This is a genomic window from Moorena sp. SIO1F2 (assembly GCF_010672755.1).
Taxonomy (GTDB): domain Bacteria; phylum Cyanobacteriota; class Cyanobacteriia; order Cyanobacteriales; family Coleofasciculaceae; genus Moorena.
Window position 1 is genome coordinate 1 of the sequence record NZ_JAAHFV010000052.1, and the last position, 26,661, is coordinate 26,661.

The 26,661-nt window shown below is 44.5% G+C and carries 23 protein-coding genes and 1 tRNA gene; 16 read left to right on the forward strand and 8 right to left on the reverse strand.

The features are described from left to right. Positions 1 to 458 precede the first annotated feature (458 nt). The 4 genes from F6J94_RS09480 (at position 459) to F6J94_RS09495 (ending at position 4,060) form a co-directional block, all read left to right on the forward strand. The gene (locus tag F6J94_RS09480) at positions 459 to 815 is read left to right on the forward strand and encodes a hypothetical protein (RefSeq protein ID WP_293025579.1); all 357 of its coding nucleotides are present in this window, start codon (positions 459 to 461) and stop codon (positions 813 to 815) included. A 212-nt stretch (positions 816 to 1,027) separates the two neighbouring features. After that, positions 1,028 to 1,387 (forward strand): hypothetical protein, encoded by a 360-nt coding sequence (locus F6J94_RS09485; protein ID WP_293025581.1) that lies wholly within the window; start codon positions 1,028 to 1,030, stop codon positions 1,385 to 1,387. A 589-nt stretch (positions 1,388 to 1,976) separates the two neighbouring features. After that, complete coding sequence (locus F6J94_RS09490) at positions 1,977 to 2,936, forward strand: iron-containing redox enzyme family protein (RefSeq protein WP_293039421.1); 960 nt, start codon at positions 1,977 to 1,979, stop codon at positions 2,934 to 2,936. A gap of 5 nt (positions 2,937 to 2,941) precedes the next feature. Further along, positions 2,942 to 4,060: an AEC family transporter gene (locus tag F6J94_RS09495; protein WP_293039424.1), complete on the forward strand. Its 1,119-nt coding sequence runs from the start codon at positions 2,942 to 2,944 to the stop codon at positions 4,058 to 4,060. A 146-nt stretch (positions 4,061 to 4,206) separates the two neighbouring features. On the opposite strand, the gene F6J94_RS09500 is transcribed toward F6J94_RS09495, so the two are convergent. The 4 genes from F6J94_RS09500 to proX form a co-directional block, all read right to left on the reverse strand. Continuing rightward, on the reverse strand, positions 4,207 to 4,683 hold the full coding sequence (locus F6J94_RS09500; RefSeq protein WP_293039427.1) for a helix-turn-helix domain-containing protein: 477 nt from the start codon (positions 4,681 to 4,683) through the stop codon (positions 4,207 to 4,209). Positions 4,684 to 4,833: 150 nt separating this feature from the next. After that, a complete protein-coding gene (locus F6J94_RS09505; protein WP_293025587.1) occupies positions 4,834 to 5,346 on the reverse strand; it encodes a GNAT family N-acyltransferase in 513 nt (170 codons plus the stop codon). Positions 5,347 to 5,526: 180 nt separating this feature from the next. Next, a complete protein-coding gene (locus F6J94_RS09510) occupies positions 5,527 to 6,252 on the reverse strand; it encodes a trans-aconitate 2-methyltransferase (RefSeq protein ID WP_293039430.1) in 726 nt (241 codons plus the stop codon). A 305-nt stretch (positions 6,253 to 6,557) separates the two neighbouring features. Continuing rightward, positions 6,558 to 8,534 (reverse strand): glycine betaine/L-proline ABC transporter substrate-binding protein ProX, encoded by a 1,977-nt coding sequence (gene proX / locus F6J94_RS09515; protein ID WP_293039433.1) that lies wholly within the window; start codon positions 8,532 to 8,534, stop codon positions 6,558 to 6,560. Positions 8,535 to 9,168: 634 nt separating this feature from the next. Here proX and F6J94_RS09520 point away from each other — a divergent pair. Then, positions 9,169 to 9,375 carry a hypothetical protein gene (locus tag F6J94_RS09520; RefSeq protein WP_293039436.1) on the forward strand — a complete coding sequence of 69 codons (207 nt, stop codon included), beginning with the start codon at positions 9,169 to 9,171 and terminating at the stop codon, positions 9,373 to 9,375. Positions 9,376 to 9,561: 186 nt separating this feature from the next. Next, positions 9,562 to 9,732 (forward strand): hypothetical protein, encoded by a 171-nt coding sequence (locus tag F6J94_RS09525; RefSeq protein ID WP_293039438.1) that lies wholly within the window; start codon positions 9,562 to 9,564, stop codon positions 9,730 to 9,732. Here F6J94_RS09525 and F6J94_RS09530 read toward each other — a convergent pair. Continuing rightward, the gene (locus F6J94_RS09530; protein WP_293039440.1) at positions 9,678 to 13,178 is read right to left on the reverse strand and encodes a tetratricopeptide repeat protein; all 3,501 of its coding nucleotides are present in this window, start codon (positions 13,176 to 13,178) and stop codon (positions 9,678 to 9,680) included. The genes F6J94_RS09525 and F6J94_RS09530 overlap by 55 nt on opposite strands. Positions 13,179 to 13,429: 251 nt before the next feature. On the opposite strand from F6J94_RS09530, the gene F6J94_RS09535 reads away from it, so the two are divergent. Together F6J94_RS09535 and F6J94_RS09540 are read left to right on the forward strand one after the other, a co-directional pair. Then, positions 13,430 to 14,185, forward strand: a complete 756-nt coding sequence (locus F6J94_RS09535) for a phosphorylase (RefSeq protein ID WP_293039442.1) — start codon at positions 13,430 to 13,432, stop codon at positions 14,183 to 14,185. Between the two features lie 121 nt (positions 14,186 to 14,306). Further along, positions 14,307 to 15,422 (forward strand): SpoIID/LytB domain-containing protein, encoded by a 1,116-nt coding sequence (locus tag F6J94_RS09540; protein WP_293039444.1) that lies wholly within the window; start codon positions 14,307 to 14,309, stop codon positions 15,420 to 15,422. An 8-nt stretch (positions 15,423 to 15,430) separates the two neighbouring features. Here the strand turns inward: F6J94_RS09540 and F6J94_RS09545 are convergent, their stop codons facing one another. Further along, positions 15,431 to 15,559 carry a hypothetical protein gene (locus tag F6J94_RS09545; protein ID WP_293039446.1) on the reverse strand — a complete coding sequence of 43 codons (129 nt, stop codon included), beginning with the start codon at positions 15,557 to 15,559 and terminating at the stop codon, positions 15,431 to 15,433. A gap of 250 nt (positions 15,560 to 15,809) precedes the next feature. Between F6J94_RS09545 and F6J94_RS09550 the strand changes: the two genes are divergently transcribed. After that, positions 15,810 to 17,057 (forward strand): endonuclease/exonuclease/phosphatase family protein, encoded by a 1,248-nt coding sequence (locus F6J94_RS09550; RefSeq protein WP_293039448.1) that lies wholly within the window; start codon positions 15,810 to 15,812, stop codon positions 17,055 to 17,057. A 100-nt stretch (positions 17,058 to 17,157) separates the two neighbouring features. Here F6J94_RS09550 and F6J94_RS09555 read toward each other — a convergent pair whose 3' ends face one another. Next, complete coding sequence (locus tag F6J94_RS09555) at positions 17,158 to 18,522, reverse strand: hypothetical protein (RefSeq protein WP_293039450.1); 1,365 nt, start codon at positions 18,520 to 18,522, stop codon at positions 17,158 to 17,160. Between the two features lie 373 nt (positions 18,523 to 18,895). Between F6J94_RS09555 and F6J94_RS09560 the strand changes: the two genes are divergently transcribed. From F6J94_RS09560 to F6J94_RS09590, 7 genes are all read left to right on the forward strand, one after another. Further along, positions 18,896 to 19,390, forward strand: a complete 495-nt coding sequence (locus F6J94_RS09560) for an NAD(P)H-quinone oxidoreductase subunit N (protein WP_293039452.1) — start codon at positions 18,896 to 18,898, stop codon at positions 19,388 to 19,390. Between the two features lie 257 nt (positions 19,391 to 19,647). Beyond that, complete coding sequence (locus F6J94_RS09565; protein ID WP_071105200.1) at positions 19,648 to 20,253, forward strand: VWA domain-containing protein; 606 nt, start codon at positions 19,648 to 19,650, stop codon at positions 20,251 to 20,253. A gap of 119 nt (positions 20,254 to 20,372) precedes the next feature. Next, a complete protein-coding gene (locus F6J94_RS09570; RefSeq protein ID WP_293039454.1) occupies positions 20,373 to 20,825 on the forward strand; it encodes a hypothetical protein in 453 nt (150 codons plus the stop codon). A gap of 333 nt (positions 20,826 to 21,158) precedes the next feature. After that, positions 21,159 to 21,779, forward strand: a complete 621-nt coding sequence (locus F6J94_RS09575) for a VWA domain-containing protein (protein ID WP_293019126.1) — start codon at positions 21,159 to 21,161, stop codon at positions 21,777 to 21,779. A gap of 325 nt (positions 21,780 to 22,104) precedes the next feature. After that, complete coding sequence (gene ldpA, locus F6J94_RS09580; RefSeq protein WP_293039456.1) at positions 22,105 to 23,319, forward strand: circadian clock protein LdpA; 1,215 nt, start codon at positions 22,105 to 22,107, stop codon at positions 23,317 to 23,319. Between the two features lie 156 nt (positions 23,320 to 23,475). Beyond that, entirely contained in the window at positions 23,476 to 25,419 is a 1,944-nt protein-coding gene (locus F6J94_RS09585) for a R3H domain-containing nucleic acid-binding protein (RefSeq protein WP_293039458.1), read from the forward strand. Positions 25,420 to 25,604: 185 nt separating this feature from the next. Beyond that, a tRNA-Gln gene (locus F6J94_RS09590) sits at positions 25,605 to 25,676 on the forward strand. Positions 25,677 to 25,797: 121 nt separating this feature from the next. Here the strand turns inward: F6J94_RS09590 and F6J94_RS09595 are convergent. Next, on the reverse strand, positions 25,798 to 26,661 hold an 864-nt coding region (locus F6J94_RS09595; protein WP_293039460.1), incomplete at its 5' end, for a hypothetical protein.

Below are 26,661 nucleotides of genomic sequence, written 5' to 3' on the forward strand. Positions count from 1 at the left end.
AAATAAAGCAATGGCTAAAGTATGAAGGTCAGCGGTTTACGCATCTTGTCAATAAACCTGGGGGGGTTCTCAATAAACCAGGCATTATTGTGCTTATTGACAATGGCTTTTCAACAGATAGTGTTTAGTTAATTTAAAAAACACTATCTAAATATAGGATTGAAAAAATTAGATGCGTTTACCCTGGTCAACAAGGAATGTCAGCTTCAATCTAAATCCCATAATAATTAGGGGTTGCGGAATTAAGGAAAGAAAGCGAGTATTAAGTAACTTATTGCCCCAAAAAGTACCCAATTTAGGATGAATAGGAGAGTTTTTTTCACCCATTATTGTGGGGCAAGAGGGGCAAAACCAGACCCCGAAAATGCCACGCAAAAAATTTCCCTTTATGAATATTGCGGTCAGATGATGATATTGTGTTTAAATGCACAGACAAAAAAAGAGAGGAAAAAAGAGAAATGGCCAAAAAACTAGTGCAGTTCATGATGGTAGTGTTGTTTGCGATGATTCTGTATGCCACCCCTGCCAACGCATCTAGCGTCCAAGAATGTAAAGCAAACACCCCGAGTTGTGAGGGGACATTAAAACAAGGAGAAAAATTAATCGTACACTCAGGATGGATGCATCCCAATTCGCTTTATGTGACCCCAAAAGGAAAAGCAACTTATGCGATCACGTATAATTACAACACAGAACAGTATAAGGATGTCACTGAAGAAAAAGAATTCTACACCCTAGGGGAAGTCATGACAATAAGCCTAACGGATGAGCAGGGTGAAGTATCATATAAATCGGTTTCACATCCGCGACGGTAGTTCTCAGCGGTGTCCCAACGGGGCACCATTAATCACACATTGGACCAATCCCAGCATGAATGATCTTATTAGCCAACCAGACGGTATGCCAAAGGGCTTTGTTGTAGATCAGCGACTGAAAACATCCCCTGAAGATGAGATTTTATCAAGTATCGTGAGTGCCACCAAGATGTATTAAGAGACGGAAATCGAAAATTGAACCTTAATCAGAGGTGGTAATTCGTTCTTATGAGTGCGCTGTAGATGAACGGGTGGTTGTAGATTTAGGGTGGGCAGTGCATCAGCAAGTACTGTACCGCAAGCCTAGCGTCAATGTAAGCACTGCCCACCAGCAACAGATAAATCAGCAAGGTAAGAAAAGCGCAGATGTAGGGTGGGCAGTGCATCAGCAAGTACTGTACCGCAAGCCTAGCGTCAATGTAAGCACTGCCCACCAGCAACGGATAAATCCGCAAGGTAAGAAAAGCGCAGATGTAGGGTGGGCAGTGCATCAGCAAGTACTGTACCGCAAGCCTAGCGTCAATGTAAGCACTGCCCACCAGCAACGGATAAATCCGCAAGGTATGAATTAGGATTGCTCTAGTAAGGAACTTGTGGGCAGTGGTGGGCAAAATTTAGATGATCTAGACTACTCCAAACCACCAAAGTGTTTTTGCCCACCCTACAAGCTGCTAAGCTATTTTGCGTAAGTGCGTAAGAGAAATTGACTAGGTAGGTAGGAAAAAAGGGAACCATAAGAAGGAGAAGGCAAACAGGGGAAACAGAATGCTGCATGGTTAAGTCATCGCTGTAAACCAGTGTGCTTTTAATTCCTTTATTTCAGGACTTACGCACACAATCCATGGGTAGGGGGGCTGGGTATCGTTTTGCCCCCCTAGCCCCCCAGCGAGCAATCCCTCGCTGGGGGGAACAAGACTTTGAAAGTCCCCCAAAGTTGGGGGATTTAGGGGGCTTGACCTAAATCAGACGTTTGCGCATTCTTTCCAAGAATCAGCAACGCCATATTTATCCGTGCTTTATCGGTATAGTAAAACCGTTGATTAGACTTGACCGCGATGAAATCTTCCCAAAGGTAACATGTATGCTAACTTCTTCCTGTTGGGCCTAAGCTTTGATTGTAGAAAACTGTAAAAACACTATTACTACTAGTGAACTTAGGTCATGCAAGACTTTCTAGAATATATGCGGACTCTACAGGTCCCCCAGGAGTTAGATAGACCCACCCAAGCCGAATCACCCAACAGCTTTTCCATCGCTACCATCCAAAGTCTGGGGTCTCCCCAGCAAATTCCCGATTATGCCCGAAATCATGCTCTACTCCAGCATCCCTGGCTGCTGAGTTTCCAAAATCTACCGTTAAGGCACACTCACCTAGAGGATTTACCCACTACTGAGGAAAAATTAGGAGTCTTAGTTGCTGATCATCCCCGATTATCCTCTTTAATCAGGGAAACAGGCGTAAGTCGTAATCTAGAAACTTGGCTCAACCAGCGTTATCTGATCAGTTGGTGTTTCCCTAATTGGCTCACTGCTGTTGCTTCTAAGCTACCTACACCCCAAACCCAAATCCCTTTATTAAAGAATCTCTATGAAGAACACGGATTATCGGGGAAATCTGGTCATAGCAAACCCCATCCTCAAATGTGGCAGCAGTTATTTGAAGAATTATCAGCGATGGACCTACTGTCACGCTACGCGATCGCACCAGGTGAGTCGATACCTCTACCAAAGTCATCACAAGAATTATTACCAGGAACCCAACGCTTCCTGCAAATCTACACCACTGCTTGCTTCCAATACCCCGCTGCCTTTGGATTGGGGATACTGGCTTTCACGGAATCTATCCTACCCTATGAAAACCAACTGATTTTAGCAGGTCTGAAAAAACTGGGTATTTCCACGAAAGGACAAGAATTCTTTGCCGTTCACTGCGACTGTGATCAAGACCATGCTGAGGAAATCTTAGATGTGATTGAGCAGATCGCTAATTCTCCCCAAACCCTTTGGCAAGTTAGGCAAGGGGTGGCAATGGCAGTAAGAGCTCGTCAGGGATTTTACGACGATTTGCATCGAGAATTGGTACTGCTGCGTCAAGAAACTGTTGAATCCGGTCGAGGTTGAGGACTTTGGCGATTGATAAAGTCATCCCGCTGGTGCTTTTCATTGCTGTTGGTTATGCCCTGAGAGGGAAATTTCAAAAACCTGTAGCAGTTGGTGCTATTAAAACGTTAATTATCAATGCCTTACTTCCTGCGGCTCTATTCCTATCAACGATCAAAATTGATATCAGTCAAGGTTTACTATCGCTACCGCTATTCGGACTTGCTATTAATTTCTTCTTGTTAGGAATTGGATGGTTATTAACAGGTTTGGTGATTCCTAGCAAAGAAAAAGCCAAAGCCCGCTCGTTGATATTGATGTTTGCGTCTTTAGCTCCTGGTTTAACAGTGTATCCGTTTACTCAGGAATTTTTAGGTGAGCAAGGATTAGCCCTAGCTGGGTTGGTGGATGTCGGTAATAAATGTTTTGTGCTAATCGGTCTTTATGCTTTAGGGATGTATCTACACCAACGCAGTGTTGATACTTCCCACATCAATCTCAGCAAATTCAAAACTATTGGACTGACTCTGATCCAAGAACCAGCAAATTTAGCCTTGTTACTGGGTTTGTCCATAGGAGCATTAAATCTAGGTAACACACTTATCCCAGAAATAGTGTTGCAGGCTCTGCAACGGTTAGCGGCTTGCACTACTCCCATGATTCTGTTTTTTGTAGGGATTTCTCTGAAGCCGAAAACCTTACAATTACGGAAAATTTTACTAATTTTACTCGTCCGCTCAGCAGTAGGATTCTGGTTTAGTGCAGCAGTACTGATTTTGTTTAAACCAGATACATTGGCAGAAACGTTACTAGCTGTAGTTTTACCCCAAAGCGGATTGAGTTTGTGGCCGTTGTTGTATGCTTCCCAGATTAATATGCTCGACCAAGAGCAATATCGGCGTACTCACCCGACATTTGATACGGAATTTGCTCTAGGATTACTGAGCACTTCTATTCCGATATCGATTGGTGTTAATTTAATTATTTTTTCTAATAGCGCGTTTTTTATCTTACCGTCCCATCTGGGATTAGTCGGAACTATCCTTTTGCTCCTGTTCAGTATAGCAAAGGGAACAGGGAACAGGGAACAGGGAACAGGGAACAGGGAACAGGGAACAGGGAACAAAAATTATCACAATTCCTAAACGGATCCCTATCTGATTTAATAGACTTCGCGGCAGTTGTCGGGAACAGGGAACAGGGAACAGGGAACAGGGAACAGTGGACAAGAATTGACGCAAACAGTATTAGAAAAATACTTTTGCAAGAGGTCTAATTTTGGTAGTGACCATTAGGCAGTGGCCGGAAAACTGCCACCAATGAAATGGATATCACTGAAGGTTTCGTTCGCGTAGCGTGACCGTAGGTCAATCCACAGACGAGCGCCACAACGCAATGGATTATCTGGCTGATAGACAATCCGACAAGGACCGAGGATTTCTACTTGATTGCCGTATAGATTGTCGCCGCTTCGTTTTACTGAAATGACTGGCTGACGCTCTTCGGGGCTTTTGTGATTGTTGCTGCCAATGCGATTGCGGTTGACATTGATCTTGGCCAGAGCAGGAGGACGAGTAGTACGCCATTTGCCCTTTGGTCCACGCTTCTTCTCTATGATTTGGGGCAGATGGTTGAACAGAGGAATAATCCAGAATTTTCCGCTTTTATAAGCACCCCGGACGCGACCATCATTGAGGAGTTGACGCAAACGTCGAGAAGAAATACCTAAGAGAGAGGCGGCTTCAGTAGTACAAACGGACTTGTTCATCAGTGGACTTCCTTTACTCTTCCGATATCACTATTATAAGGCCAAAAGTTAGCTGAGGTGGTGTTTGTAAATTATTGTTAATATTTATTTACAAACCCACCTCAGCTCAAGGGGAATCTAAATTGAAGTTTTCGACATTATTCTGACTAATTAAATATGGATTTGCATGGGGATGATGCTCGGGTCTTTGGTGTAGGTAGACTTAACAGAGGGATCATAGAGTGGTGGTCCCACCTGTGAGAAGCCATACCTTTTAAACAGCGGAAGATTATGAGGTAGAAGCGCAACCAGCATAATCGAGGCATTATGCTCTTTTGCGACCTTAACAGCAGAAGAGATAATCTGATTAAAGGGGATTTTTCCTCGCTTTTCTTTGAGGACGACCAGACGTGACATTTCACAGACCTTTTTTTGATCAAACTGCTTGAGGTCAAACCCACTTTCCTCTATCGGTAGTCCAAGAGAGTTGTTAGGGAAGACAATTCGGTAGGTTCCTACAACAGCGTTGGAATCAACAATTTGTATATAAACTGAGACAGGATCGTAGTCATCAGGTATCTGCATCCCGAACAACTCTAACTCCTGGTGAAAGATGGAGACCTGCATTTGATGGCAAAGGTCTAATTCCTCAGAGATGCTAACCTGCTGAATGGAAATGGTCATTGATAGTCTTTTTGTTCTAGTCTGTTAAAACTGGGAAATTTTTAACCAATTTCCCTCGATAAAGCCCAGGAAAATAGGACTGACTCACTGTTAACGGAATTTGGTCATCGTGAGTAGTTGAAAATGAGCCACCAGAGGGCTGAGACGCTTAATTTTCGTTTTCTAAACCGTCATTGAAGATTACCGCTTTTTGTAAATTGCAAAGCGATCGCCATTGTTCGTGCCTTGAAAATAAAATCCCGATTCTGTTAACATTTGACGAGTAGTTTCCGGTTTAAAAACGGTAATTGTGATTTGTTCTTGAGCTACAATTTCTCCATCTTTCTTAAAGAAATACCTTTTTTCAAAGGTATAATAGTTTGGGGTATCTTCCCCTTCTTCAATACACTGGGAATAAACAATCCCTTCACCCAGGGATTTGTCAAAGTCATCATGGGGTTTTTGCAGGTGTAGCAATAATAATCCCCCTTCTTTTAAGTGGCGACCTACATTTGCTAACCCTTGACGATTGGCTTCAAGACCGGGAACGTGACCCCCAAATTGCCATTGAGCTTGATCCCCCCTATCAAGAATTCCCCAAACTCCTCCATTGGATATCGCTACATCGAACTTGGCGTTTAAGTCCATTGTTACCGCATCAGCTTCAATCAATTTAACCTGATTTACCAACCGTTGTTTGGCAATTTCAAGCATGGATGCGGTAAAGTCAATTCCCGTAAACTCGCAGGTTGGATCGAGTTCGATGTACTTTTGAGCCAGTAGTCCTGTTCCTACACCCAACTCTAGAACCTGACGACCATCACCCACTATCGAGTGGGCTTCCTTAGCTAGGCTCTGATAGTCGTAGTAACCAGATGTCACCCACAAATCGTAATATTTGGTAATCTCTGTATATTGATTGACCATTTTTTTGTCTAGAAATTGAACGAATGAACAACGGAAAATTTTGTATGTTATCTGCTTGAGGGTTAATCTCTACGGATAAGCATGGATCAAAGTTCCGACTTCTATTTAGAGTCAGCACTTAGCCAAAATTACCGGTCTTATTTTACAGTAAAATGGTTATTGTCTCGCAATAATCTACAAAAAACCCGACACAACGGCTCATTGCTGTGCCAGGTCTTGCGGACTCGCCTTGCCTTCTTGATAGTCCCGATGGCTAGTTCGAGCTTGCCACAAGACCGATCTTTACTTGATTGATATTAATCGCTCTAAACATTTCTAGCGTCTTCGACCCAGCTATCAAACAGGTCTTGATGGTTCTCAATCCATTCTTCGGCATGGCGACGGATATCTTTTGAGCTATCTTCACCGTTGTTGAGTAATTCATTTTGGGCATTGATATCCTCAACGGGAATATGAATCAATTCAAACAAGCGTTTGGCGGCTGGGTTAGCAGATACAAATTTCTTATTAGCTACGATTCGGATCCGATCGATGGCAAATCCCAGATTTTTACCATCTATCGAGGTATCTTTTGCGGTCAAGTCTTTCTGTGATTCTGGTAGATCAGTGAAGGGAACTTCTAGCCAGACTACATCTTGATCTGGTTTTAACACTGCTGCCATCCACATGGGAGTCCAGGTGTAGTAGAGGATTGGTTGTCCTTGGTTGTAGCGAGTAATGGCATCTACAATTAAGGCGGAGTAGGTTCCTTGGTCTTGCTCAACGGTGTCTTCGAGTCCGTAAGCTTTAAGATGATGCTCAATCAGAATTTCACAAAACCAACCGGAATTACAGCCAATCAAATTGGCTTTACCATCCCCATCTGAGTCGAAGAGTTTAGCGATTTTTGGGTCTTTGAGTTGCTCAAGGCTAGTGATGTTGTATTTATCAGCAGTTTTTTTATCAATCTGATAACCTTGCAACAGGTTAGAGGTGATTACTCCGAGTCGTTCTAACTTCTGTTCACCACCACTTTGTTCAAAAAAGGGTGTATGACCTATATCCCAATGGACAGCAGTGTAATCTAGGTCGCCGTTGCCTAAAGCCAGGTGCGCGGTGACGTATTCAATTTGTTTTGGCTCTTTGATGGTGTAACCAAGTTTTTCCAGACCGATGTTTACAATGTCGGTTTGGAATTGTTCTTCTTGCAAGCTGCTATAGACCGATTGTACGCTCACCCCTTTACCAGGCATGGCTAGATTAGAGTCTGTGGTTACGTGGGAGGGTTGTTGCCAAGTGATAAAACCCAGGAGTGCCAATAAAACGGTTCCTGCAACAGTAGCCCAAGCCAGTTGTTGACCTGTCGAAGAGCGCACCAAACCAATTGGTCCTCGTTCCAACCAAGGGATTTGGTTGTTGCCTTGACTGACTATCTGAGTGATCCGATCCAGCATCACTGCGATTAGAACGATGCTCAATCCTCCGACAGCAGCTAGTCCCACATTCACCCGACCTAGTCCTTGCAATACCATCTGTCCAAGTCCTCCTACACCAATCATGGAGGTGACCACTGACATGGATAAGGCTAAGAGGATGGCTTGGTTGACTCCAGCCAAAATAGTTGGCATCGCTAGGGGAATTTGGACTTCCCATAACATTTGTGTCGGGGTTGAGCCAAATGCGATCGCAGCTTCGACAACTTCTGTGGACACTTGCCGAATCCCGAGGTTAGTCAAGCGAATCAGGGGGGGTATGGCAAAGACACAGGTTGCCATTACTCCAGGCACTGCACCAATGCCAAACAACATCACTACTGGCACAAGATAGACGAAGGACGGTAGGGTTTGCATGGCATCCAGCAGGGGTCGCAGCACTTTCTCAATGCGATCGCTACTGGCACAGGCAATACCGATAGTGATTCCCACCACCATGCAAAACACTACAGCAGTCACCACTAGGGAAAGAGATACCATGGCTTGGTTCCAGGCTCCGCAAAAGCCTATCAAGCTCAACGCAGCAACGCTATAAATGGCAATTCTTCCACCAGCCAGTTGCCATGCTATCAAGGCAATCAGAATCAGTAAAATTAATGGAGGAATCGATAGCAACAGCCATTCTATACTCTCAAGGGTGACGCTAATCGGTAGACTAATCCCTTGAAAGAAAGGACGAAAATTGTCAACCAGGAAATTCACTGCTGCAGTAATCCACTGCTGGAGGGGTAAGGTATAAAGCTCAAAGGGGTTCAGTAGAATATCTAGACCTCCTTGGCTCGTAGCGATCGCAAAAACAGATAGAGTCAAGGATTTCAACACAATAATACCAGTATTTTTTTTAATAGTATCATACCGGGGAGCATCTATAGTCTAAGGGCTTGGTGATGGGTAAGCTAAAACCCATGGAACATGTTTTTTAGCAAGGCAATAGGCAATAGGCAATAGGCAATAGGCAATAGGCAATAGGCAAAATGTGACTAGGTTAACTTTTTTTAGTTAATTTTAATAATAGACATTTTAAATACACAACGGCTTAATCAATTCACTCATTATTAATTAATTTATATATATTATTGATTTTTTACTCAAGCAACGACTGCGTCAATACAATAATTACAGTTTTTTGTATTAACAATAATTCTGATTTAGTTGATTAAATCTTGTAAGCATTCATCGCAGCTGGGATAATTCTCCCCATTTCCCGTTCTTCCCGACTCCCGACTCCCGATTCCCGATTCCCGATTCCCGATTCCCGATTCCCTGCTGCCTAAAAAATTTGTAACAAAAATTCTAAAAACATGTTATAATATAAGTTTATTTTTGTGTTAGAATAAAATCACGTTATGAACACTAGCAATGTTCCATAACAAAAGCCAGCCTCAAGATTTCCCAAGGTTACCAGGCTGGCTTTGAATCCCTTATGAAAAGGACCTGATTTATTATGACTTATGCCAATCGCCTACATCCGTGGGCAATCGTTCGCCTGTTGCCCAAAATGCAACGAATTGTTGTTGGTCGTTACCGCAATCGCTCTGATGCTGAGGGGCATATGCAAGCTCTGAAACGGCTTATGCCTGATGCTAAATTCGTGATTATTTTTGATCTAGGTGATCTTATAGGTGAAGAATCTAGGGATGAGCGGGAATAGTTGAAGGTTGTAAGGTTGAAGGTTGAAGATTGAAGGTTGAAGGTTATTTGGTTGAAGGTTATTTGGTTGAAGGTTGAAGGTTGAAGGTTATTTGGTTGAAGGTTATTTGGTTGAAGGTTATTTGGTTGAAGGTTATTTGGTTGTCAGGTTGTGGCAGGATACGGGCAAGATGCCCGTTCCACCAACATGCCCGTTCCACTAAGATGCCTATTCCACCAACATGCCCTACTCCCTACTCCCTACTCCCTACTCCCTACTCCCTATTCCCGACTCCCGACTCCCGACTCCCGACTCCCGATTCCCTACTCCTCAACCATAGAGCGCCAATTCCCAGAAGGAATAAAACTTGCCCAATAATAGGGATGCTGATACTCTGGACTTCCTAGCATTTGCAACTGAATCCTTCGCAAAGCTTCAGAACGCCCTTGGTTATCCTGCAATCCCTGATAATAAGACACCATTAAATATTTCGTAGCCGTATCATTCACGTTCCACAAACTAATGACTTGGCTTTCTGACCCGGCAATTACCAACGCTCGACGCAACCCATATATTCCTTCCCCAGCACTGATATTGCCTAAACCTGTATCACAGGCTGATAACACCACTAGCTTTGTACCTGATAAATTTAATCCGGTTGCTTCTAAGGCTGTGAAGATGCCATCTTCTAAATCATTGTCTGGCTTGTTGTTCTTAATTCCTGCTAATGCTAACCATGACCAAAGTAAGGCATTATCCCCATTAGTAAACTCTTCCGAATCAGGTCTGTTTTGGAAGAAACCATGGGTAGCGATATGTAGTATTCTGGGACGAGTAACCTGTTTCAATGCTGCTTCATTAGCTTGAGCACCCAACAACGGCTCTACATCAAGCATTTTTGCGATCGCGTTTACTTCCTCAAGAGCACCAGGTATTGGGGATAAGCTCAACTCTGAAGGATTCAAGTCACCTAAGCTGCGGGTTGCTACTATCTGGTTTTCCTCCCCAAGGGCACGAGTTTGAGCGGAATTCTCAAAATCTGGTGCTCCCAAAAGTACTGGTTTGGTGAGCTTGCGATTGGGATTGGATAATCTCAGTAAATCCCTACCGGAGGTGAGGTAGGTAAAACCATAGCTTTCTACTAAATACCGGTTGTCTTGATCTACTAAAGCTTCAAAAGGGATGAGGTTGAGGTGGGTGTCTGGAGACAGTAAAATCCTGCGGCTATCTCCCAACAAAGGACGAACTTTCGCCATCAGCTTCTCATCTACTTTACGGCCTGCTTGTTTTAACTGAGGGATGGTAACTCCTTTGTCTTGAAGGGATAATTCAAGTATCTCCCACAGAGGTTTCAACGCATCTACTTCCCCTAAATCAATGCCTTGGGGTGAGCCTTGAGAACGGAGTACATAGGCGGCATAACGGGGATTACCCCAGCTACTCTTTTGGGGATTGTAGGGTTTGTACTCTACAAATTCTACCAGTGCCGTATCTAATGGAATGAGTTGTTGAATGGTTTCGATGGTGACTGGTTGATTGATTTGGGCAAATTCACGACTGCGCCGACTAATTTTTACGACTAGTTGCTGTTCCTGATTCGTTAATTCATCGAGTTGATTACGATATTCTTCAAGGGGAAGCTTATCCGGTCGGTTGTAGGTGAGGTTAGCGAGTTGGGTGCGAGTATTGTTGAGTCGGTCTAGTAATTTTTGGCTTTGGAAATCTAAGCGTTTACGCAACAGTTGCTGACTATGGGTCAAGAAATCCAGTAAACGACCTTTGCGACGCAGGATAGTTGTTAAAGCTAGACCAGCTGCTCTTTCATTATCACCAGCTGAGTTTAGGTGCAGAGAGATGGCTGCATCCCTTGTCCCAGAGATGGTTTTGATGTACTCTCGTTTTTGCTTTTCAGCACCAGAAACGAGATTACGTTCTAGATTGAGTTCTTGGATGTCTAATCCCGCTTCGAGAAACTCTAGGGCTTGCTCAATGTTTCCTTGACTGTGATGTAAACCAGCTAGATTATTTAGGCTGGCTGCCACATTTGGGTGTTCTTCTCCCAGCAACCGTTTATACATCTCCAAAGCTTGGGTATACAAGGGTTCCGCCTGTTGGTACCTTCCCATGGATTTGTAGAGTGCCGCCAGATTATTGAGGCTGGTTGCCACATCTGGGTGTTGGTGCCCCAGCAACCGTTTATACATCTCCAAGGCTTGGGTATACAAGGGTTCCGCCTGTTGGTACCTTCCCATGGATTCGTAGAGTAAAGCCAGATTATTGAGGTTGGTAGCCACATCTGGGTGTTCGTCCCCCAGCAACTGTCTCCTCATGTCCAAGGCTTGGGTTAACAAGGGTTCCGCCTGTTGGTACCTTTCCATGGATTCGTAGAGTAAAGCCAGATTATTGAGGCTGGTTGCCACATCTGGGTGTTGGTGCCCCAGCAACCGTTTCATCATCTCTAAGGCTTGGGTATACAAGGGTTCCGCCTGTTGGTACCTTCCCATGGATTTGTAGAGTAAAGCCAGATTATTGAGGCTGGCTGCCACATCTGGGTGTTCGTTCCCCAGTAACCGTCTCCTCATCTCCAAGGCTTGGGTATACAAGGATTCTGCCTGTTGGTACCTTCCAATGGAAGAGTAGAGTAAAGCCAGATTATTGAGGCTGGCTGCCACATCTGGGTGTTCGTTCCCCAGCAACCGTCTCCTCATCTCCAAGGCTTGGTTATACAAGGGTTCCGCTTGTTGGTACCTTCCCATGGATTTGTAGAGTGCCGCCAAACCACTGAGGCTGGTTGCCACATCTGGGTGTTCATCCCCCAGTAATCCTCTCCTCATCGCCAAGGTTTGGTTATACAAGGGTTCCGCCTGTTGGTACCTTCCCATAAAATAGTAGAGTGCCGCCAGATTATTGAGGCTGGTTGCCACATCTGGGTGTTCGTTCCCCAGCAACCGTCTCCTCATGTCCAAGGCTTCGGTATACAAGGGTTCCGCTTGTTGGTACCTTCCCATGGATTCGTAGAGTAAAGCCAGATTATTCAGGCTGCTTGCCACATCAGGGTGTTCGTTCCCCAGCAACCGTCTCCTCATGTCCAAGGCTTGGGTATACAAGGGTTCCGCTTGTTGGTACCTTCCCATGGAAGAGTAGAGTACCGCCAGATTATTCAGGCTTAATGCCACATCAGGGTGTTCGTTCCCCAGCAACCGTCTCCTCATGTCCAAGGCTTCGGTATACAAGGGTTCCGCCTGTTGGTACCTTCCCATGGATTTGTAGAGTCCCCCCAGATTATTGAGGATTAATGCCACAGATGGGTGTTGGTTCCCCAGCAAGCGTCTCCTCATCTCCAAGGCTTCGGTATACAAGGGTTCCGCCTGTTGGTACCTTCCCATAAAATAGTAGAGTCCCGCCAGATTATTCAGGCTGGTAGTCACATCAGGGTGTTGATCTCCCAGCAAGCGTCTCCTCATCTCCAAGGCTTCGGTATACAAGGGTTCCGCCTGTTGGTACCTTCCCATGGAATAGTAGAGTAACCCCAGATTATTGAGGCTGGTTGCCACATCAAGGTGTTCCTCCCCCAGCACTTGCTGTCGAATCTTCAAAGCTTCCCGGGCAAGGGGAATCGCTTCGGAGTATTTCCCTTGCTTATACAGCTCAATAACTTGCTGATTCAGTTGCTTAGCTTTAGTTAGTTGTGCTTGTGCTGACTCCTGTTGTTGGGCAATGGTAGTTTGTCCCACTGTGGGCAGGGGCGTAATTAGTCCTACTGAGATCAAACTAACTAGAGCTGTTGCCCAAATTGTTGGCCGTTTTGGTTTATTTAAACTCATATCTAGCAATTATCATAGCTATGAGGTACACAATTTCTGGATTTTAGGGAACAGGGAATAGGGAACAGGGAACAGTGAAGAGAAAAGACAGAAGAGGGAATAGCTATGGGTTACATCAAGACAGGGAATCAACCTCAAGTAAGACTATAGCTAATATTTATTAGATATAGAGATTATGTTTACTTATTAGCTATTCCCTGTTCCCTGTTCCCTGTTCCCTTTTCCCTTTTCCCTTTTCCCTTTCCTAAAGTATGAACCTTTCCCAAGCAACTATTCCGGTCACGATCATTCTTGTTCCCCAAGGAGCAGAATACCAAGCAATTTGTCGAGGAATCAAGCAGATTACTGGTCGTCCATTACCTCTGATTCTATCTATTCCGATAGGAGAAGAGCCTGTAACTAAGTATCTAGAAAGATGGTTACAAACTACAACAAATTTTCCCCAGCACTCCCTACCTAAAATACTACTAATGGGATTGTGTGGCAGCTTATCTCCTAACTATTCCGTTGGTGATATTGTTGTGTATAACGATTGTGTTGCTATCGACCGAAACCAAGATAGACCTCAACCACTGGTGCAACAGTGCTGCAGCCAACTGACTAGCTTAGTTCAGCAGCAACTGGGCAACAAGGCTAATTTAGTCAGGGGATTGAGTAGCGATCGCATAATTTCCTCTAGCTTAGAAAAGCGTCAACTGGGTCAGAGCTACCAAGCTGATGTAGTCGATATGGAAGGATTTGCGACCCTATCGGTACTTAATCCCAAAGGATTTGCTGTAGCAATGGTAAGAGTGATTAGTGATGATAGCTATTACAATATCCCAGACCTTACCCCAGCTATTAGTGCTGATGGGTCACTGAAACCCTTCCCCTTAGCCATGGGTATGTTAAAGCAACCAATAGCAGCTACCAGACTAATTCGAGGTTCCCTACAAGGGTTGAAAGTCTTAGAGGAATTAAGTATTAGGCTTTTCTCTAACTGTCAAAGCTTAACAACAGAAGTCTGATTGGAACAACTCAGAGTAAGATTGAATCGCTGTTAATCAGGACAAGAAGATTCCTCTTCGTATAAGTAATCAGTAACTAGTAAATATGGCATCAAAAGGCTTTCCCATCTTTAGTGTAACTATGCTCAAGTCAATCATTGTTCTAGGAGGGCGTCATTGGTGGCTCTCTTTTTTATTGTGGATGGTTCTAATCGCACCAGTTCAGGCAGCGATAGAACTGCGAATAGCGGTTGAGCAGGGAGTCAAACAGGTAACCTTGGGGAGTTCCACCACAGCCATTGTCCGAGATGGGACAGGTCAAGCCGTGGGAGACTTAAAAGCCATGGCGGGTATGACTGCGGAAACTAACGGTAGTGGAATTAAGTTAGGTCAGTGGCAAGGGAAATCCCTCTGGATTGAACCAAAAGACAATGGTTATGTTTGGATAGGCGATCGCTGGTACCGGGGACGCACTCGACTGGTTAGTTCTGACAATAAGTTAACAGCAGTCAACCATGTTGATTTAGAACACTATCTCTATAGTGTGATTGGCGCAGAAATGAGTCCCAGTTGGCCGATAGAAGCCTTGAAAGCCCAAGCAGTAGCAGCTCGTTCTTATGTGCTCCATCAACGGAACAAATCCAAGAGCGATATCTACGATATAGGGGATACCCAGCGTTGGCAAGTTTACAAAGGTCTAAATAGCGAAACAGCAAGCACTCATCAAGCGGTTAATGCCACAGCTGGACAGATAATGACTCATGGTAATAAAGTGATTCTCGCTGTTTTCCATGCTGCCTCTGGAGGACATACAGAAAATGTAGAAGATATTTGGTGGAGTGAACCCATTCCTTATCTACAGGGTGTACCTGATTACGATCAGGGCACACCAGTCTACCAGTGGACAAAAACCTTTTCTGCTAGTCAACTGAGCCAGAAGATTCCTGGTGTTGGTAATATTATCGCCATGACTCCAGTAGAAAGGACACCCCGAGGTAGGGTGATCACTCTTAAAGTAGAAGGCAGTAGGAGTACAAAGACGATTAAGGGCAAGGAATTACGCAAAATCCTAGGTCTGAAAAGTCGGCTGTTTACCGTGTCTAAAACCGAAAATGGTTTCCAATTCAACGGTCGTGGTTATGGTCACGGATTAGGATTAAGTCAGTGGGGAGCCTACAACTTATCCCGTCGGGGATTGAATTACCTACAAATTTTGAGTCACTATTACTCTAGTGCTAAACTATCCCAGATTGATTGATCTAGCAGTTATCGATAGGGTGAGGTACTGTTGTTATTGGTTTTAGAAGGGAGTAGGGAGTAGGGAGTAGGGAGTAGGGAGTAGGGAGTAGGGAGTAGAGAGTAAGCTGGTGTTGCTTTAAATTGCCTATTTCCCAATTAGTAAATAATCTGAAAATCCTGCTCCCTATCCCTATATACCCTATCTAATCGAGAGAACCAGTTGTTAAATATAAACAGCTTAGAGTAATGGTTATTCAGTACCTTTTATGCTAAAGTTCCAGTAAACTTAGGCTAGTTAACTAAAAAATATGAATACGGCCTCTTCCCACTGTTCCCTGTTCCCTGTTCCCTGTTCCCTCTTACAGACTGTTTATTTAGCATAACAATTACGGTAGAGGCAAAGTTGATGACTAACTCGACTTCTAATCCATTAGTTAAGGTATTAAACAACTGGATTTTATCGTTATTCATTATCTTAACTAGTCTTGTCACATTACTCTCCGTAACTAGCTATTTTTTTAGAGATAACATCTACTTAGAATTCACGACTCATTTTAAACATCAATATTTGTTATTAGGGCTGTTACCATTAATTTATTTTGCCCTAACTCGCCGCAAAGTTTGGTTGATAGTCACGTTATTTTGCTTATTGATTAACTTGACAGAAATCATTCCTTGGTATATACCTAAACTAAGCTTTGGCGCTTCTGGTGAACCCATGCGTCTGTTTCTGTTCAATGTCTCGTTTTCCAATACCCAGTATGCTGATGCTATTGCCTTGGTTAAAGAAGAAAAGCCGACCATTGCCGCTTTTTTAGAAGCAAAAGACCCTTGGCCTAAACAATTAGAAGCTTTAAGAGAGGTTTTACCCTATACTATCAGTATTCCAGAACTTCAGATGGAAGTATACAGTCGTTTACCATTACAAGAATCAGAAATTCTGGAATACGGAAAATATCGTGGTCTGGTCAAATTAGATTTAAAGATTGCTGGTGCAGACGCTTCAGTCATTGTTACTCACTCCTATCCACAATTTTATTTTGGGAAGCCAGGGGATTTTGGCGTTGCTGATTATGGGTATGATTTTGCCCCCCTAGCCCCCCAGCGAGCAATCCCTCGCTGGGGGGAACAAAACTATCAAAGTCCCCCAGCGAGGGATTGCTCGCTGGGGGATTTAGGGGGCTTGACCAAAACCAAACAATCGCGCATTCATACTTCAATTCAGCAACGCCAGCAAGAGGATTTGGAAAAGCAACGTTGGCAGTGGCGCAATCAAGATTTAGAAAAAGAGATTGGGGATTATATCAGACAAATTCAAAAACCAGTGGTGCTAATTGGTGATTTAAACGTTACAATGTGGTCACCCTACTATAAAAGTCTAATCGAAAGTTCCGGATTGCATGACGCTCGTGCTGGCTTTGGCATTCTACCAACCCTATCACAATTTTCACCAGCCAATCCTTGGTTAGCTATTCCTGTAGACCACTGTTTAGTTAGTCGAGATGTTAAGGTTATCAAGATGAGAACTGGTCCTGATCTTGGTTCGGATCATCTTCCGGTAATTACTGATATAGCGCTACGCGCAAGTCAGAAGTCAGAAGTCAGAAGTCAGAAGTCAGAAGTTAGAAGTCAGAAGTCAGAAGTTAGAAGTTAGATTTTGAATCAAAAACGTAACCATTTGTTGAATCTGACCTCGAAGCCTGTTCCACAAAGCTGACAGCTGACCGCTGACAGCTGACCGCTGAATTTACTAATTAGTGATTTGTATCAAGATTCTGAGTAGACCCCAATTCTAAGCGCCGTTCCCACTCCGTATCAATTTGGTCTTTCCTTTCTAGATCCTGATCCAATAAATCCTTCTCACTGCTATAAACCAAATTGTCTTCCCGAATCACATTTTGAGCGGCAAACTGTTCCGCATAGGCAATCTTGTTCTGTAAAGCCTGATCAGCCTGATTAAGTGCGATCGCATTTTTCTGCCGTTCTCGATTCTGAGCTTCAATCTGTTTCTTTTTCCGCTGAACCCAGAAGTATCGAAGCAACGGTATAGCCAAGAATCCTACGCCATAAGCCAATAACAGAGGGTAAATTAGCTGCACAAAGACTACAAACCCTCCTAGCTGTGCAGCAATCTCACCCCCCTGCAACAGGGAACCCAGGACTAAGGCTAAAACGAAGTTTACACTCCCTAACCCAATCGCCAGCATAATCTGGTTACTGCTTGCCAGAGAAAACTGCCACAACTTGGCACGAAGATAAGCTGGCACAGATTGTTGATTCTGTTTGGCAGCAGTTGTCTGCAACTTAGGGAAGTGATAGACAATATCCCCTGAGGGGCTAACCTCTGGGCGTCCATCGAATCGGATTAGCACTGGTAACATATAGTCTTCTGACTCTCGCTGGTAGCTTTCTCCTAGCTCATCAAGATAGGGAGCAATCTGTTCCGCTGCCACAGCCCCCCCGGAATTGCGAATTACAGTACCAATGGTTTGCCAGCGACGTTCTTCTAAATTACTATTGGGATTGCCATCACCAAACAGAAAGGAGAAGACAGCCTCTAAAAAATTCATCTCACTATCTTCTCGGCCAGAACGGGAATTTTGCCGTTGCCGTCGATAATTATTGTGGGAGTAAGATGGGTTGAACCACCAAAACAGATCCGGTCCTATCCATAAACGGGGCAAAAACAGGATTCCGCCGCCACCACCAGAACGACTTCCTCCTCCGCCTCCTCCGTCCGAATCATTGTCACTGCCAGCTTTGAGGCTCAGAACAATAAATGCGATCGCAACAATCATCAACACAATGGAAAGCAGAAGGAAAATCCCGAAGGAAATCCGAATCAGGTAGAATAAAACAGCCCAAACCTTTTCCCACCATGCTTGCAACTGTAGCTTTAAGGACTTGTTGCGGAGAATAGCGCGAAAGTTTTTGGGAAACAGATAAGCAATATCCCCTGACTCGGCCACTTGTAAATGTCCACCTACTTCCGAGGCCAGGACAAGTAAACCTTGCTCGGCTTGATGGATGTTTAAACCCACTTGGGCAGCAACATCCCCAACAGTGACGCGGTAGTCTAGCTGCTCAACAGCTTTCATGATGGTGGGATTGGGAGCCATAATTATGTTTTATAATACTTAGTTGCGCTCAAAGATAATAGCTTTATCAAACAGAAAGGTCGGATATGTCGGACATCACAGGACCGGAAAACATACTATGTATCCATGGGATACGATGAATGCCATGTGCTAGATCTATGTAAATTTGCCTCCTATCTCAAGTATAATTTTTTTCAGTTTGGCCATTCTGATCAGGTTTTTTTATACTGAAATCCTTATTGATTGTTGATAACCGGTCATATTTGTGCTGCTGTTGTGCCAAGCCGCGATATCGTGCTCTGTTTCCAGCACCTTCGAGGGAAGTTGCCAACAGTCCTTTATAATAGGAGGCTGACAGGAGTTCACAAAACTTAAACCAGAAGCAGAGGTAGCAATGGCACTGATCACCACCGGCAAGTCATTCATCCGGGCACTAGAAAAGTCTGGTGCATTGGCAGTTTATGCACCATTAGAAGGTGGGTTTGAAGGTCGTTATCAGCGGCGTTTGCGAGCTGCTGGCTATATCACCGTTTCCATTACTGCCAAAGGACTAGGAGATCCAGCCGCTTATCTAACTGGAATTCACGGTGTTCGCCCTCCTCATCTGGGCAAGAAAAATATGGGTAAATCATCTGCAGTCGGTGATGTTTACTACCTGCCACCCTTGGTCACCTACCAACTGTCAGCCCTATCTCCCAAATCTAAAGGGTTGGTGCTGTGGATTATTGAAGGAATTATTCTATCTAGTCAAGAAGTTGACTATCTAACCACATTGCCCCAGCAAGAACCACGAGTAAAAGTAATCCTAGAGATGGGAGGAGATCGTGCTTTCCGTTGGCAACCCCTCAAAGAGACTTTGCCGGGACTCGTTTCTGTAGCCAATTTATAGTCTCGGTATAGCTCTGTAAGCATTCAGCGGTCAGCGGTCAGCGGTCAGCTTATTTTATTCAAAAGCTTGGCACAGGCTTCTAGCCTGTGACCTAAGGCATAAGCTAAATACTGATAGCTGATAGCTGATAGCTGATAGCTGATAGCTGATAGCTGATAGCTGATAGCTGATATTTATCGATACCCAACCCTGTTACTAGTCAAAAATGATAAGTTTGATACCCTAGAGGTGTAGGATGATAGTGGGTAAGACTAGCAATGCTCGAACAACGTGACTACACCTTAATCATCGATAAAAGTGGCAGCATGTCGATTAGGGATCAACTTGCTGGCAAAAGCCGTTGGCAAATCATGCAGGAGTCTACCCTTGCCTTAGCCAATAAATGTGAAGAATTGGATCCAGATGGCATCACGGTTTATGTATTTGCTGGTCGCTTTAAACGCTACGACAATGTAACCGCAGATAAAGTGCTACAGATATTCCAGGAAAATGAACCATCGGGACGCACGGATTTAGCTGGTGTTTTACTCGATGCCACCAACGACTATTTTAAACGTAAGGCTAGTGGCCAAACCAAAGAAAATGGAGAAACCATCTTAGTCGTCACTGATGGGGAGCCTGATGAACGCAAAGCTGTGATGAAGGTGATCATAGAAGCATCACGGCGTATTGATGTCGATGAAGAACTAGGAATTTCCTTCATCCAAATCGGGAATGATCTCCAGGCAACTAAATTCTTAAAAATATTAGATGATGAGCTGCAAAATGCTGGGGCTAAGTTTGACATCGTAGATACGGTAACTATTGATCAGATGGAGGATATGACTCTCACTGAAGTTTTGATCAATGCTATTATTGACTAAAGCATAGGATAAGTTAGTGGGATTTATCCCGTCAGGGTTCGAGGCTTGTGACAGTGCTGTAAGTTAACTGTTTAAAAAACATCCCTCAACAGTTAACAATTTAAGAGGAGACCAAAGTCATGGAATCAATGGATGACTTGTTAGCTCAACTCAAAGCTGAATATGAACAAAAAGATGCTGGTGTTCAACCGAAACAACAGCATCTGTTTCAGGAACAACCAGTGAATTCGCCACTAACTGATCCACCAACTAGTGAATCACCAGCGAAAATACCTGATTGGGTATCTACTGCTGAGGATCGGGAGCTGGCTGAGATGAGAACAGAGTTTGATAAAAAAGACCAAGAAGAGGTTCTCAAACAACAGCAGGAACTCGAAGCTGAACAAAAACGAGTTCAGCAGCAAAAGCAAAGAGAACGAGAAGCCCTTAATCAGCAAGCCACTGAGTGGCTAAAAGGCTTAACTCCAAACTCAGCAGAAGGGTTGTGGTTTGAAGAATTTTCTGACTCCTATCCCTCCAAACTAGAGGCAGCAATTGATTATTTGCAAGCCTTGAAAGAAACTCGGTCTTGATTGCCAGACTCGTTAAGTATCATCTGATGGTGAGCAGGTAACACAGCTCCTAAGCAAACTGTCAATATTTTACGATTAATCTCTAAGATTATTATTTTAATTTATAATAGTAAATAGAGACAACAGTCAATCAAATAAATCCACCATTACCTACCCTGATAAGCAAGTCTAAGGTGCTGCCGTTGAAAGATGCTTTTAATAATGGTTTCATAATGTTGGCATAATCAACTTCTGCTAAGGGTCCTAAGGCTAAAACATCCAGATGAGCTGTGGGAGTATTAGCTAAGCTAGATTAAGAAATCGTGGCAGTAAAGGTAAGGAGGAAATTTTTTCGTGGGAGGTTCACTCGTGGAAGACCGTGACTATACGTTAATCATCGACAAAAGCGGCAGTATGTCTAGCCCAGACTCCCAAGATAGGAGCAAAAGTCGATGGCAGATTGCCCAAGAGTCTACCTTAGCAGTGGCCAGAAAATGTGAACAGCTCGATCCAGATGGGATTACGGTTTACCTGTTTTCTAGTCGCTTTAGACGGTACGATAACGTTACCTCAGATAAAGTAGAACAAATTTTCCAAGAAAATGATCCCATGGGTCGCACCGATCTCGCTGGTGTGCTAAAGGATGCCACCGATGACTACTTTAAGCGCAAAGCGGCTGGGCAAACCAAACCCAATGGGGAAACATTCTTGGTGATAACCGATGGTGAGCCCGATGACCGCAAAGCCGTAATGCGAGTGATCATTGAAGCATCTCGGCACATAGACCGGGATGAAGAACTAGGCATTTCACTGATCCAAGTGGGTAATGATGCCATGGCAACTCGGTTTCTCAAAGCACTTGATGATGACCTTGAAGGAGCTGGGGCTCAATTTGACATCGTGGACACAGTCACTCTGGAAGACATGGAGAATATGACCTTAGCCGAGGTCCTGCTTAACGCGATTATTGATTAACCGAATAAGCGCCAAGATTCCCAATGCTTAAACTCCATCCCACGACTAACTATCACGTGGGATGGGTTTTAATAAAAAGAGTTTTGAATTAAAAAGAATTTTGAATTAATTGACACCATTATTTTAGTGAGATCAGCTGTAGAAATTCAACCGCTATATTTGGTGTAAGAATAAAACCAGCTACCCTAAATCTGCATTTTTGGAAAACAATTGAGGGATTTCCCCCCCCGGAAAGGATTGTAAGCGCCTCAAAAAATGCCTTTTTCATTACTCGAATTGTAAAATTAGTCTCCCCATTTTCGCGTTAAAGATTTAGCATATAGGAGTGAATGAACTTTACTATCCCTTACATTCCTTAAGGGAGGGTGATTGGTTCAAGCTCATTTGCGGAGCCAGTTTTCAACACCTCCCTGCTGTTAGAAGCCTAACCTTGGCTTACACCCTCGCCGGTGCCGATTGTATTGATGTGGCAGCTGACCCGGCGGTCATTTCGGCGGCGAAAGATGCCTTACAAGTCGCCAACACCATGGGAAATGAAGCCAAACAGCGAGGGTTTGGATTCTGTGGCAGACCATGGCTGATGGTGAGCTTGAATGATGGGGAAGACCCCCATTTCCGAAAAGCCGAATTTGACTCAGATTTGTGTCCAGGGGACTGCCCCCGTCCCTGTGAAAAGATTTGCCCAGCACAAGCAATTACTTTCCAGAATGGCAGTGAAGCTTACTCTGGTGTGATCGACCAACGCTGCTATGGCTGTGGTCGTTGTCTGCCAGTTTGCCCCCATCAGCTGATCACTACTCGCTCATACGTATCAGCTCCTTTTGCGATCGCACCCCTGATTCTAAGCAATGACGTTGATGCTATAGAAATTCACACCAAAGTCGGGAATTTACCAGATTTTAAAAGACTCTGGAATGCGATCGCACCCTGGTGCGCTCAACTCAAACTCCTAGCCATTAGCTGCCCAGATGGTAAAGATTTGATTGACTACCTAAAGGAAATCTACCAACTCATCCAGCCTTTACCCTGTCCTCTAATCTGGCAAACTGATGGACGTCCTATGAGTGGGGATATAGGCATGGGTACAACTCATGCTGCTATCAAACTCGCTCAGAAAGTCATCGCTGCTGGATTACCAGGATACGTACAGTTAGCTGGTGGTACCAATAACCACACCGTCAGCAAACTAAGAGCAGCTAGGCTTTTGAAGCTAGCCCAAGTTGATAGGTTGCCGGTTGAACGTTCTTACAACAACCTTGGCCAAAAGGCCACCCTAGGCGAACAACCAAATAACCTACCCTACGTTGCCGGTGTGGCTTACGGTAGCTACGCCCGAGTTCTACTCTCACCGATTCTAGAAAAGTTAGAACAAGACTATGACCAAAACGTTGATCACCACCAGGGATTCGTGCCTAATCCCTCTTATAGAAACCTTGAAGATGTACCCGATCTGCTCTGGCAGGCTGTGGCAACTGCCCATGCCCTGGTGGCTCAACTCAAATCAGTCAAAAAAATTCCCCAGAGTATGCCATGTTCTTGACTTTAATCGAGGAATACTGTTCGATTAAATTGGCATAAAAACATTCAATTATTAGGAGTAAAATCAAACATGACCTAAATCAAAAACCTGACTAACAACCAAAAGTTTAACAGGGCAAAAATTAACAGCAGAAATCGCTTTATTTGGTCAAAACAAATGGTGAATTTTCCACTAAACAAGCTTTCAGAGCAACAACTGTCATTCCATCAAGAATTACCAGTGGTTTATGAAAATAACTTGGTTGAGGCGATGACCGTAAGGGATCAATCCTCAGAGGTAAGTGACAATCTTCAACTAGATTGTGCGACCATACCTACCAAGGAACACCAAGAAACAGTGGACAAAACTCAGGGGATTTCAAACTGTGAAAAAATTACAGATGACCTGCCAAAATTACTAGACATTTTGCCAGCAGAAATTCGCTCATTATTGGAGCAACATCCTGAAAGGGACAGTTTGATCGAAGTGATTATGGATCTCGGTCGCTTCCCAGAAGTGCGCTTTCGTGATCGGGCAGAGTACCTTTCTGATACACCAGTTACTATCGCACAAATCAATCACTGTGTTGAGCGAGTCGGATCCTTTAGCGGTGATAACCGAGCCGGAATTGAGGGTACCTTGCACCGCATTAGTGCGATTCGGAACCGTCCAGGGGAAATTATTGGCTTAACCTGTCGTGTGGGTCGAGCGGTCTTTGGTACCATCGGCATGATTCGTGACTTAGTCGAAACTGGTAAGTCAATTTTGATGCTTGGGCGTCCTGGTGTAGGCAAAACTACTGCTTTACGGGAAATTGCCCGAGTTCTGGCAGACGAATTAGACAAACGGGTCGTGATTATCGACACCTCTAACGAAATTGCTGGAGATGGCGATATTCCCCACCCAGCTATTGGTCGAGCCCGACGGATGCAGGTCGCTAGCCCAGAACATCAGCATCAGGTGATGATTGAGGCGGTGGAAAACCATATGCCAGAAGTGATCGTTATCGATGAAATTGGCACAGAACTGGAAGCTCAGGCCGCTCGTACCATTGCGGAACGGGGGGTGATGCTGGTGGGAACTGCTCACGGCAATCGGATTGAAAACTTGATTAAAAATCCCACTCTTTCGGATTTAGTAGGCGGTATCCAGGCTGTAACCCTAGGCGATGACGAAGCCAGACGGCGAGGCTCCCAGAAAACCGTTTTGGAGCGAAAAGCCCCCCCAACCTTTGAAATCGCTGTAGAAATGCTAGAGCGTAAGCGTTGGGTAGTACATGAAAGTGTTGCGGACACGGTTGATAATTTACTCAGGGGACGTCAACCAAATCCTCCAGTCAGGACAGAAGATGAAAATGGTAAGGTAACCATTACCCGAGAATTACCTAGCGCTCCAGTTACCACTCCCCTAAATGGTCGGAGCAAGGGTCACCTTACCCTAACGACTCCTAGCCAACCAAAAGGTTGGCGTTCATCTGGGCAGATGAATCCCCTATCCCTTCAAGAACCAAAGCCAGCTCGGGAAAATAGTATGTTTGAACAGCTGCTGGCTGAATCTTGGTCACAGCAAGAGCGCTTGGGTCAAGGGATGGAGATGTTAGGACCTAATGGTGAGGATTTGCCACTACAGGTCTATCCTTACGGCATTAGTCGTCATCAAATCGAGCAAGTGATCCAAATCCTCAATTTGCCTGTGGTCTTGACAAAAAACATGGATACTGCTGATGTGGTTTTAGGATTGCGATCGCATGTCAAAAACCACTCCAAGCTCAAGTCCATTGCTAAATCTCGTCAGATCCCGATTCACGCTATCAAAGCTAGCTCCATCCCCCAGATTACTCGGGCATTAAGGCGTCTGTTGCACATGGATGACCCCACAATTCCCGATGCTGCTGATTTGGAGTTATTTGCCCAAAGCGTTAGCGAGGATGAAATCGAGGCTCTAGAAGAAGCCCGTTTAGCAGTTGAGCAAATTGTGATTCCCAAAGGCCAACCCGTAGAATTGTTGCCGCGATCGGCTAAGGTGCGGAAGATGCAACACGAGTTAGTTGAACACTATCGCCTCAAGTCTTCTAGCTTTGGCGATGAACCCAACCGACGTTTACGGATTTATCCGGCGTGAATCTAGGTTAAAGAGGAAGAGGGGGGACAAAAGCAAGATAGTTCAAACAATCAAGATCTCTTTCTCTTCCTTCCGGTCACCATCAACCCATCACCCCATCACCCTTTAAGCCAAAGGAAAAATAACTAAAAAAATACTTGACATATTCCCAGTCAAATCTGTTATCATCAAAGAAGTGGAATGAATGGGGTGTAGCCAAGCGGTAAGGCAGCGGGTTTTGGTCCCGCCATTCCTAGGTTCGAATCCTAGCACCCCAGTTATAGTAGTCAGTTGTACTAGTCAGGTTATGGTAGTCAATGACAAAATAACTTGGCAGTCAAGCAAAATAAGAAGCTTCTAAAGTCTTTAGAAGCTTCTTTTGGGTAAGGGGTGTCTAAACTAGCGGCGGCGTCTGAAGGAACGACTACCACCACGACTACTACCAAAGCCAGAAGGCGATCGCTTCGTGCTGCCAAAACCACTGCTTCTTGGTTTGGCTTTCTTAGTACTAGATGGACTAGAGGTGCGTAACTGACTTGAGCCGAAACCACTTCCTGTGGAGCGATTAGCGTTGGGTGAGGCTTTACGAGTAGTGGCTTGATTAGCTGCAGGAGATTTTCTTAAGCTACCAGTCGTGCGGAAAGAGCGAGTATTTTTAACCACGGGTGGCGGTGCTTTGTACCGTGTTTCATATCGCTTCACTGCTTGACTATAGCTGTTACCATACCCACCATAACCATTCAGAACCCCTCCCGGTTGATAAACCGGTGGAACATAGTATTGAGGTCGAAATAGCATACTACCTATAGCTTGACCAGCCAAAGCACCAGCAAAAGGAGCCCAGAAACTGGATTGCTGACGCACGATTACTGTTTCTTGTTGACCAGTTTGAGGATTAGATCTAGTCTCAGTGACATTGTGGACATATTCAATCCGGAAGTCTTCAGTCAGGTACATCACCGGCTGATTGTCATCAATACTCAGATACGTATTTTCCCCAGCAGCAACCTGCTCATCAGTCAGACGTGCCATCTGCAAATCCCTGCTCCGAAACACTGGTGGACTACCCGCAGGAGTATTGAGCACCATTAGGGTATATACCCCATTAACATCATCGTAGGTTGCCTGTTGTACGGAATATTTACCATCACTCAACCGAGTTGGAGTAAAGGATGTACTCCCACCCCGATTCAGCGACACTTGGCTTGAGTTAGGAGAACCACACCCTACTGTGGTCCAACATAAGGTTAGAGATAGAACAAA

Bases quoted from the DNA above. Each gene is read 5' to 3' on its own strand.
- F6J94_RS09480 (WP_293025579.1), top strand. From the start codon at position 459: ATGGCCAAAAAACTAGTGCAGTTCATGATGGTAGTGTTGTTTGCGATG.
- F6J94_RS09490 (WP_293039421.1), top strand. From the start codon at position 1,977: ATGCAAGACTTTCTAGAATATATGCGGACTCTACAGGTCCCCCAGGAG.
- F6J94_RS09500 (WP_293039427.1), bottom strand. From the start codon at position 4,683: ATGAACAAGTCCGTTTGTACTACTGAAGCCGCCTCTCTCTTAGGTATT.
- F6J94_RS09505 (WP_293025587.1), bottom strand. From the start codon at position 5,346: ATGACCATTTCCATTCAGCAGGTTAGCATCTCTGAGGAATTAGACCTT.
- F6J94_RS09510 (WP_293039430.1), bottom strand. From the start codon at position 6,252: ATGGTCAATCAATATACAGAGATTACCAAATATTACGATTTGTGGGTG.
- F6J94_RS09520 (WP_293039436.1), top strand. From the start codon at position 9,169: ATGACTTATGCCAATCGCCTACATCCGTGGGCAATCGTTCGCCTGTTG.
- F6J94_RS09525 (WP_293039438.1), top strand. From the start codon at position 9,562: ATGCCCGTTCCACTAAGATGCCTATTCCACCAACATGCCCTACTCCCT.
- F6J94_RS09530 (WP_293039440.1), bottom strand. From the start codon at position 13,178: ATGAGTTTAAATAAACCAAAACGGCCAACAATTTGGGCAACAGCTCTA.
- F6J94_RS09535 (WP_293039442.1), top strand. From the start codon at position 13,430: ATGAACCTTTCCCAAGCAACTATTCCGGTCACGATCATTCTTGTTCCC.
- F6J94_RS09540 (WP_293039444.1), top strand. From the start codon at position 14,307: ATGCTCAAGTCAATCATTGTTCTAGGAGGGCGTCATTGGTGGCTCTCT.
- F6J94_RS09550 (WP_293039448.1), top strand. From the start codon at position 15,810: ATGACTAACTCGACTTCTAATCCATTAGTTAAGGTATTAAACAACTGG.
- F6J94_RS09555 (WP_293039450.1), bottom strand. From the start codon at position 18,522: ATGGCTCCCAATCCCACCATCATGAAAGCTGTTGAGCAGCTAGACTAC.
- F6J94_RS09560 (WP_293039452.1), top strand. From the start codon at position 18,896: ATGGCACTGATCACCACCGGCAAGTCATTCATCCGGGCACTAGAAAAG.
- F6J94_RS09565 (WP_071105200.1), top strand. From the start codon at position 19,648: ATGCTCGAACAACGTGACTACACCTTAATCATCGATAAAAGTGGCAGC.
- F6J94_RS09570 (WP_293039454.1), top strand. From the start codon at position 20,373: ATGGAATCAATGGATGACTTGTTAGCTCAACTCAAAGCTGAATATGAA.
- F6J94_RS09585 (WP_293039458.1), top strand. From the start codon at position 23,476: ATGGTGAATTTTCCACTAAACAAGCTTTCAGAGCAACAACTGTCATTC.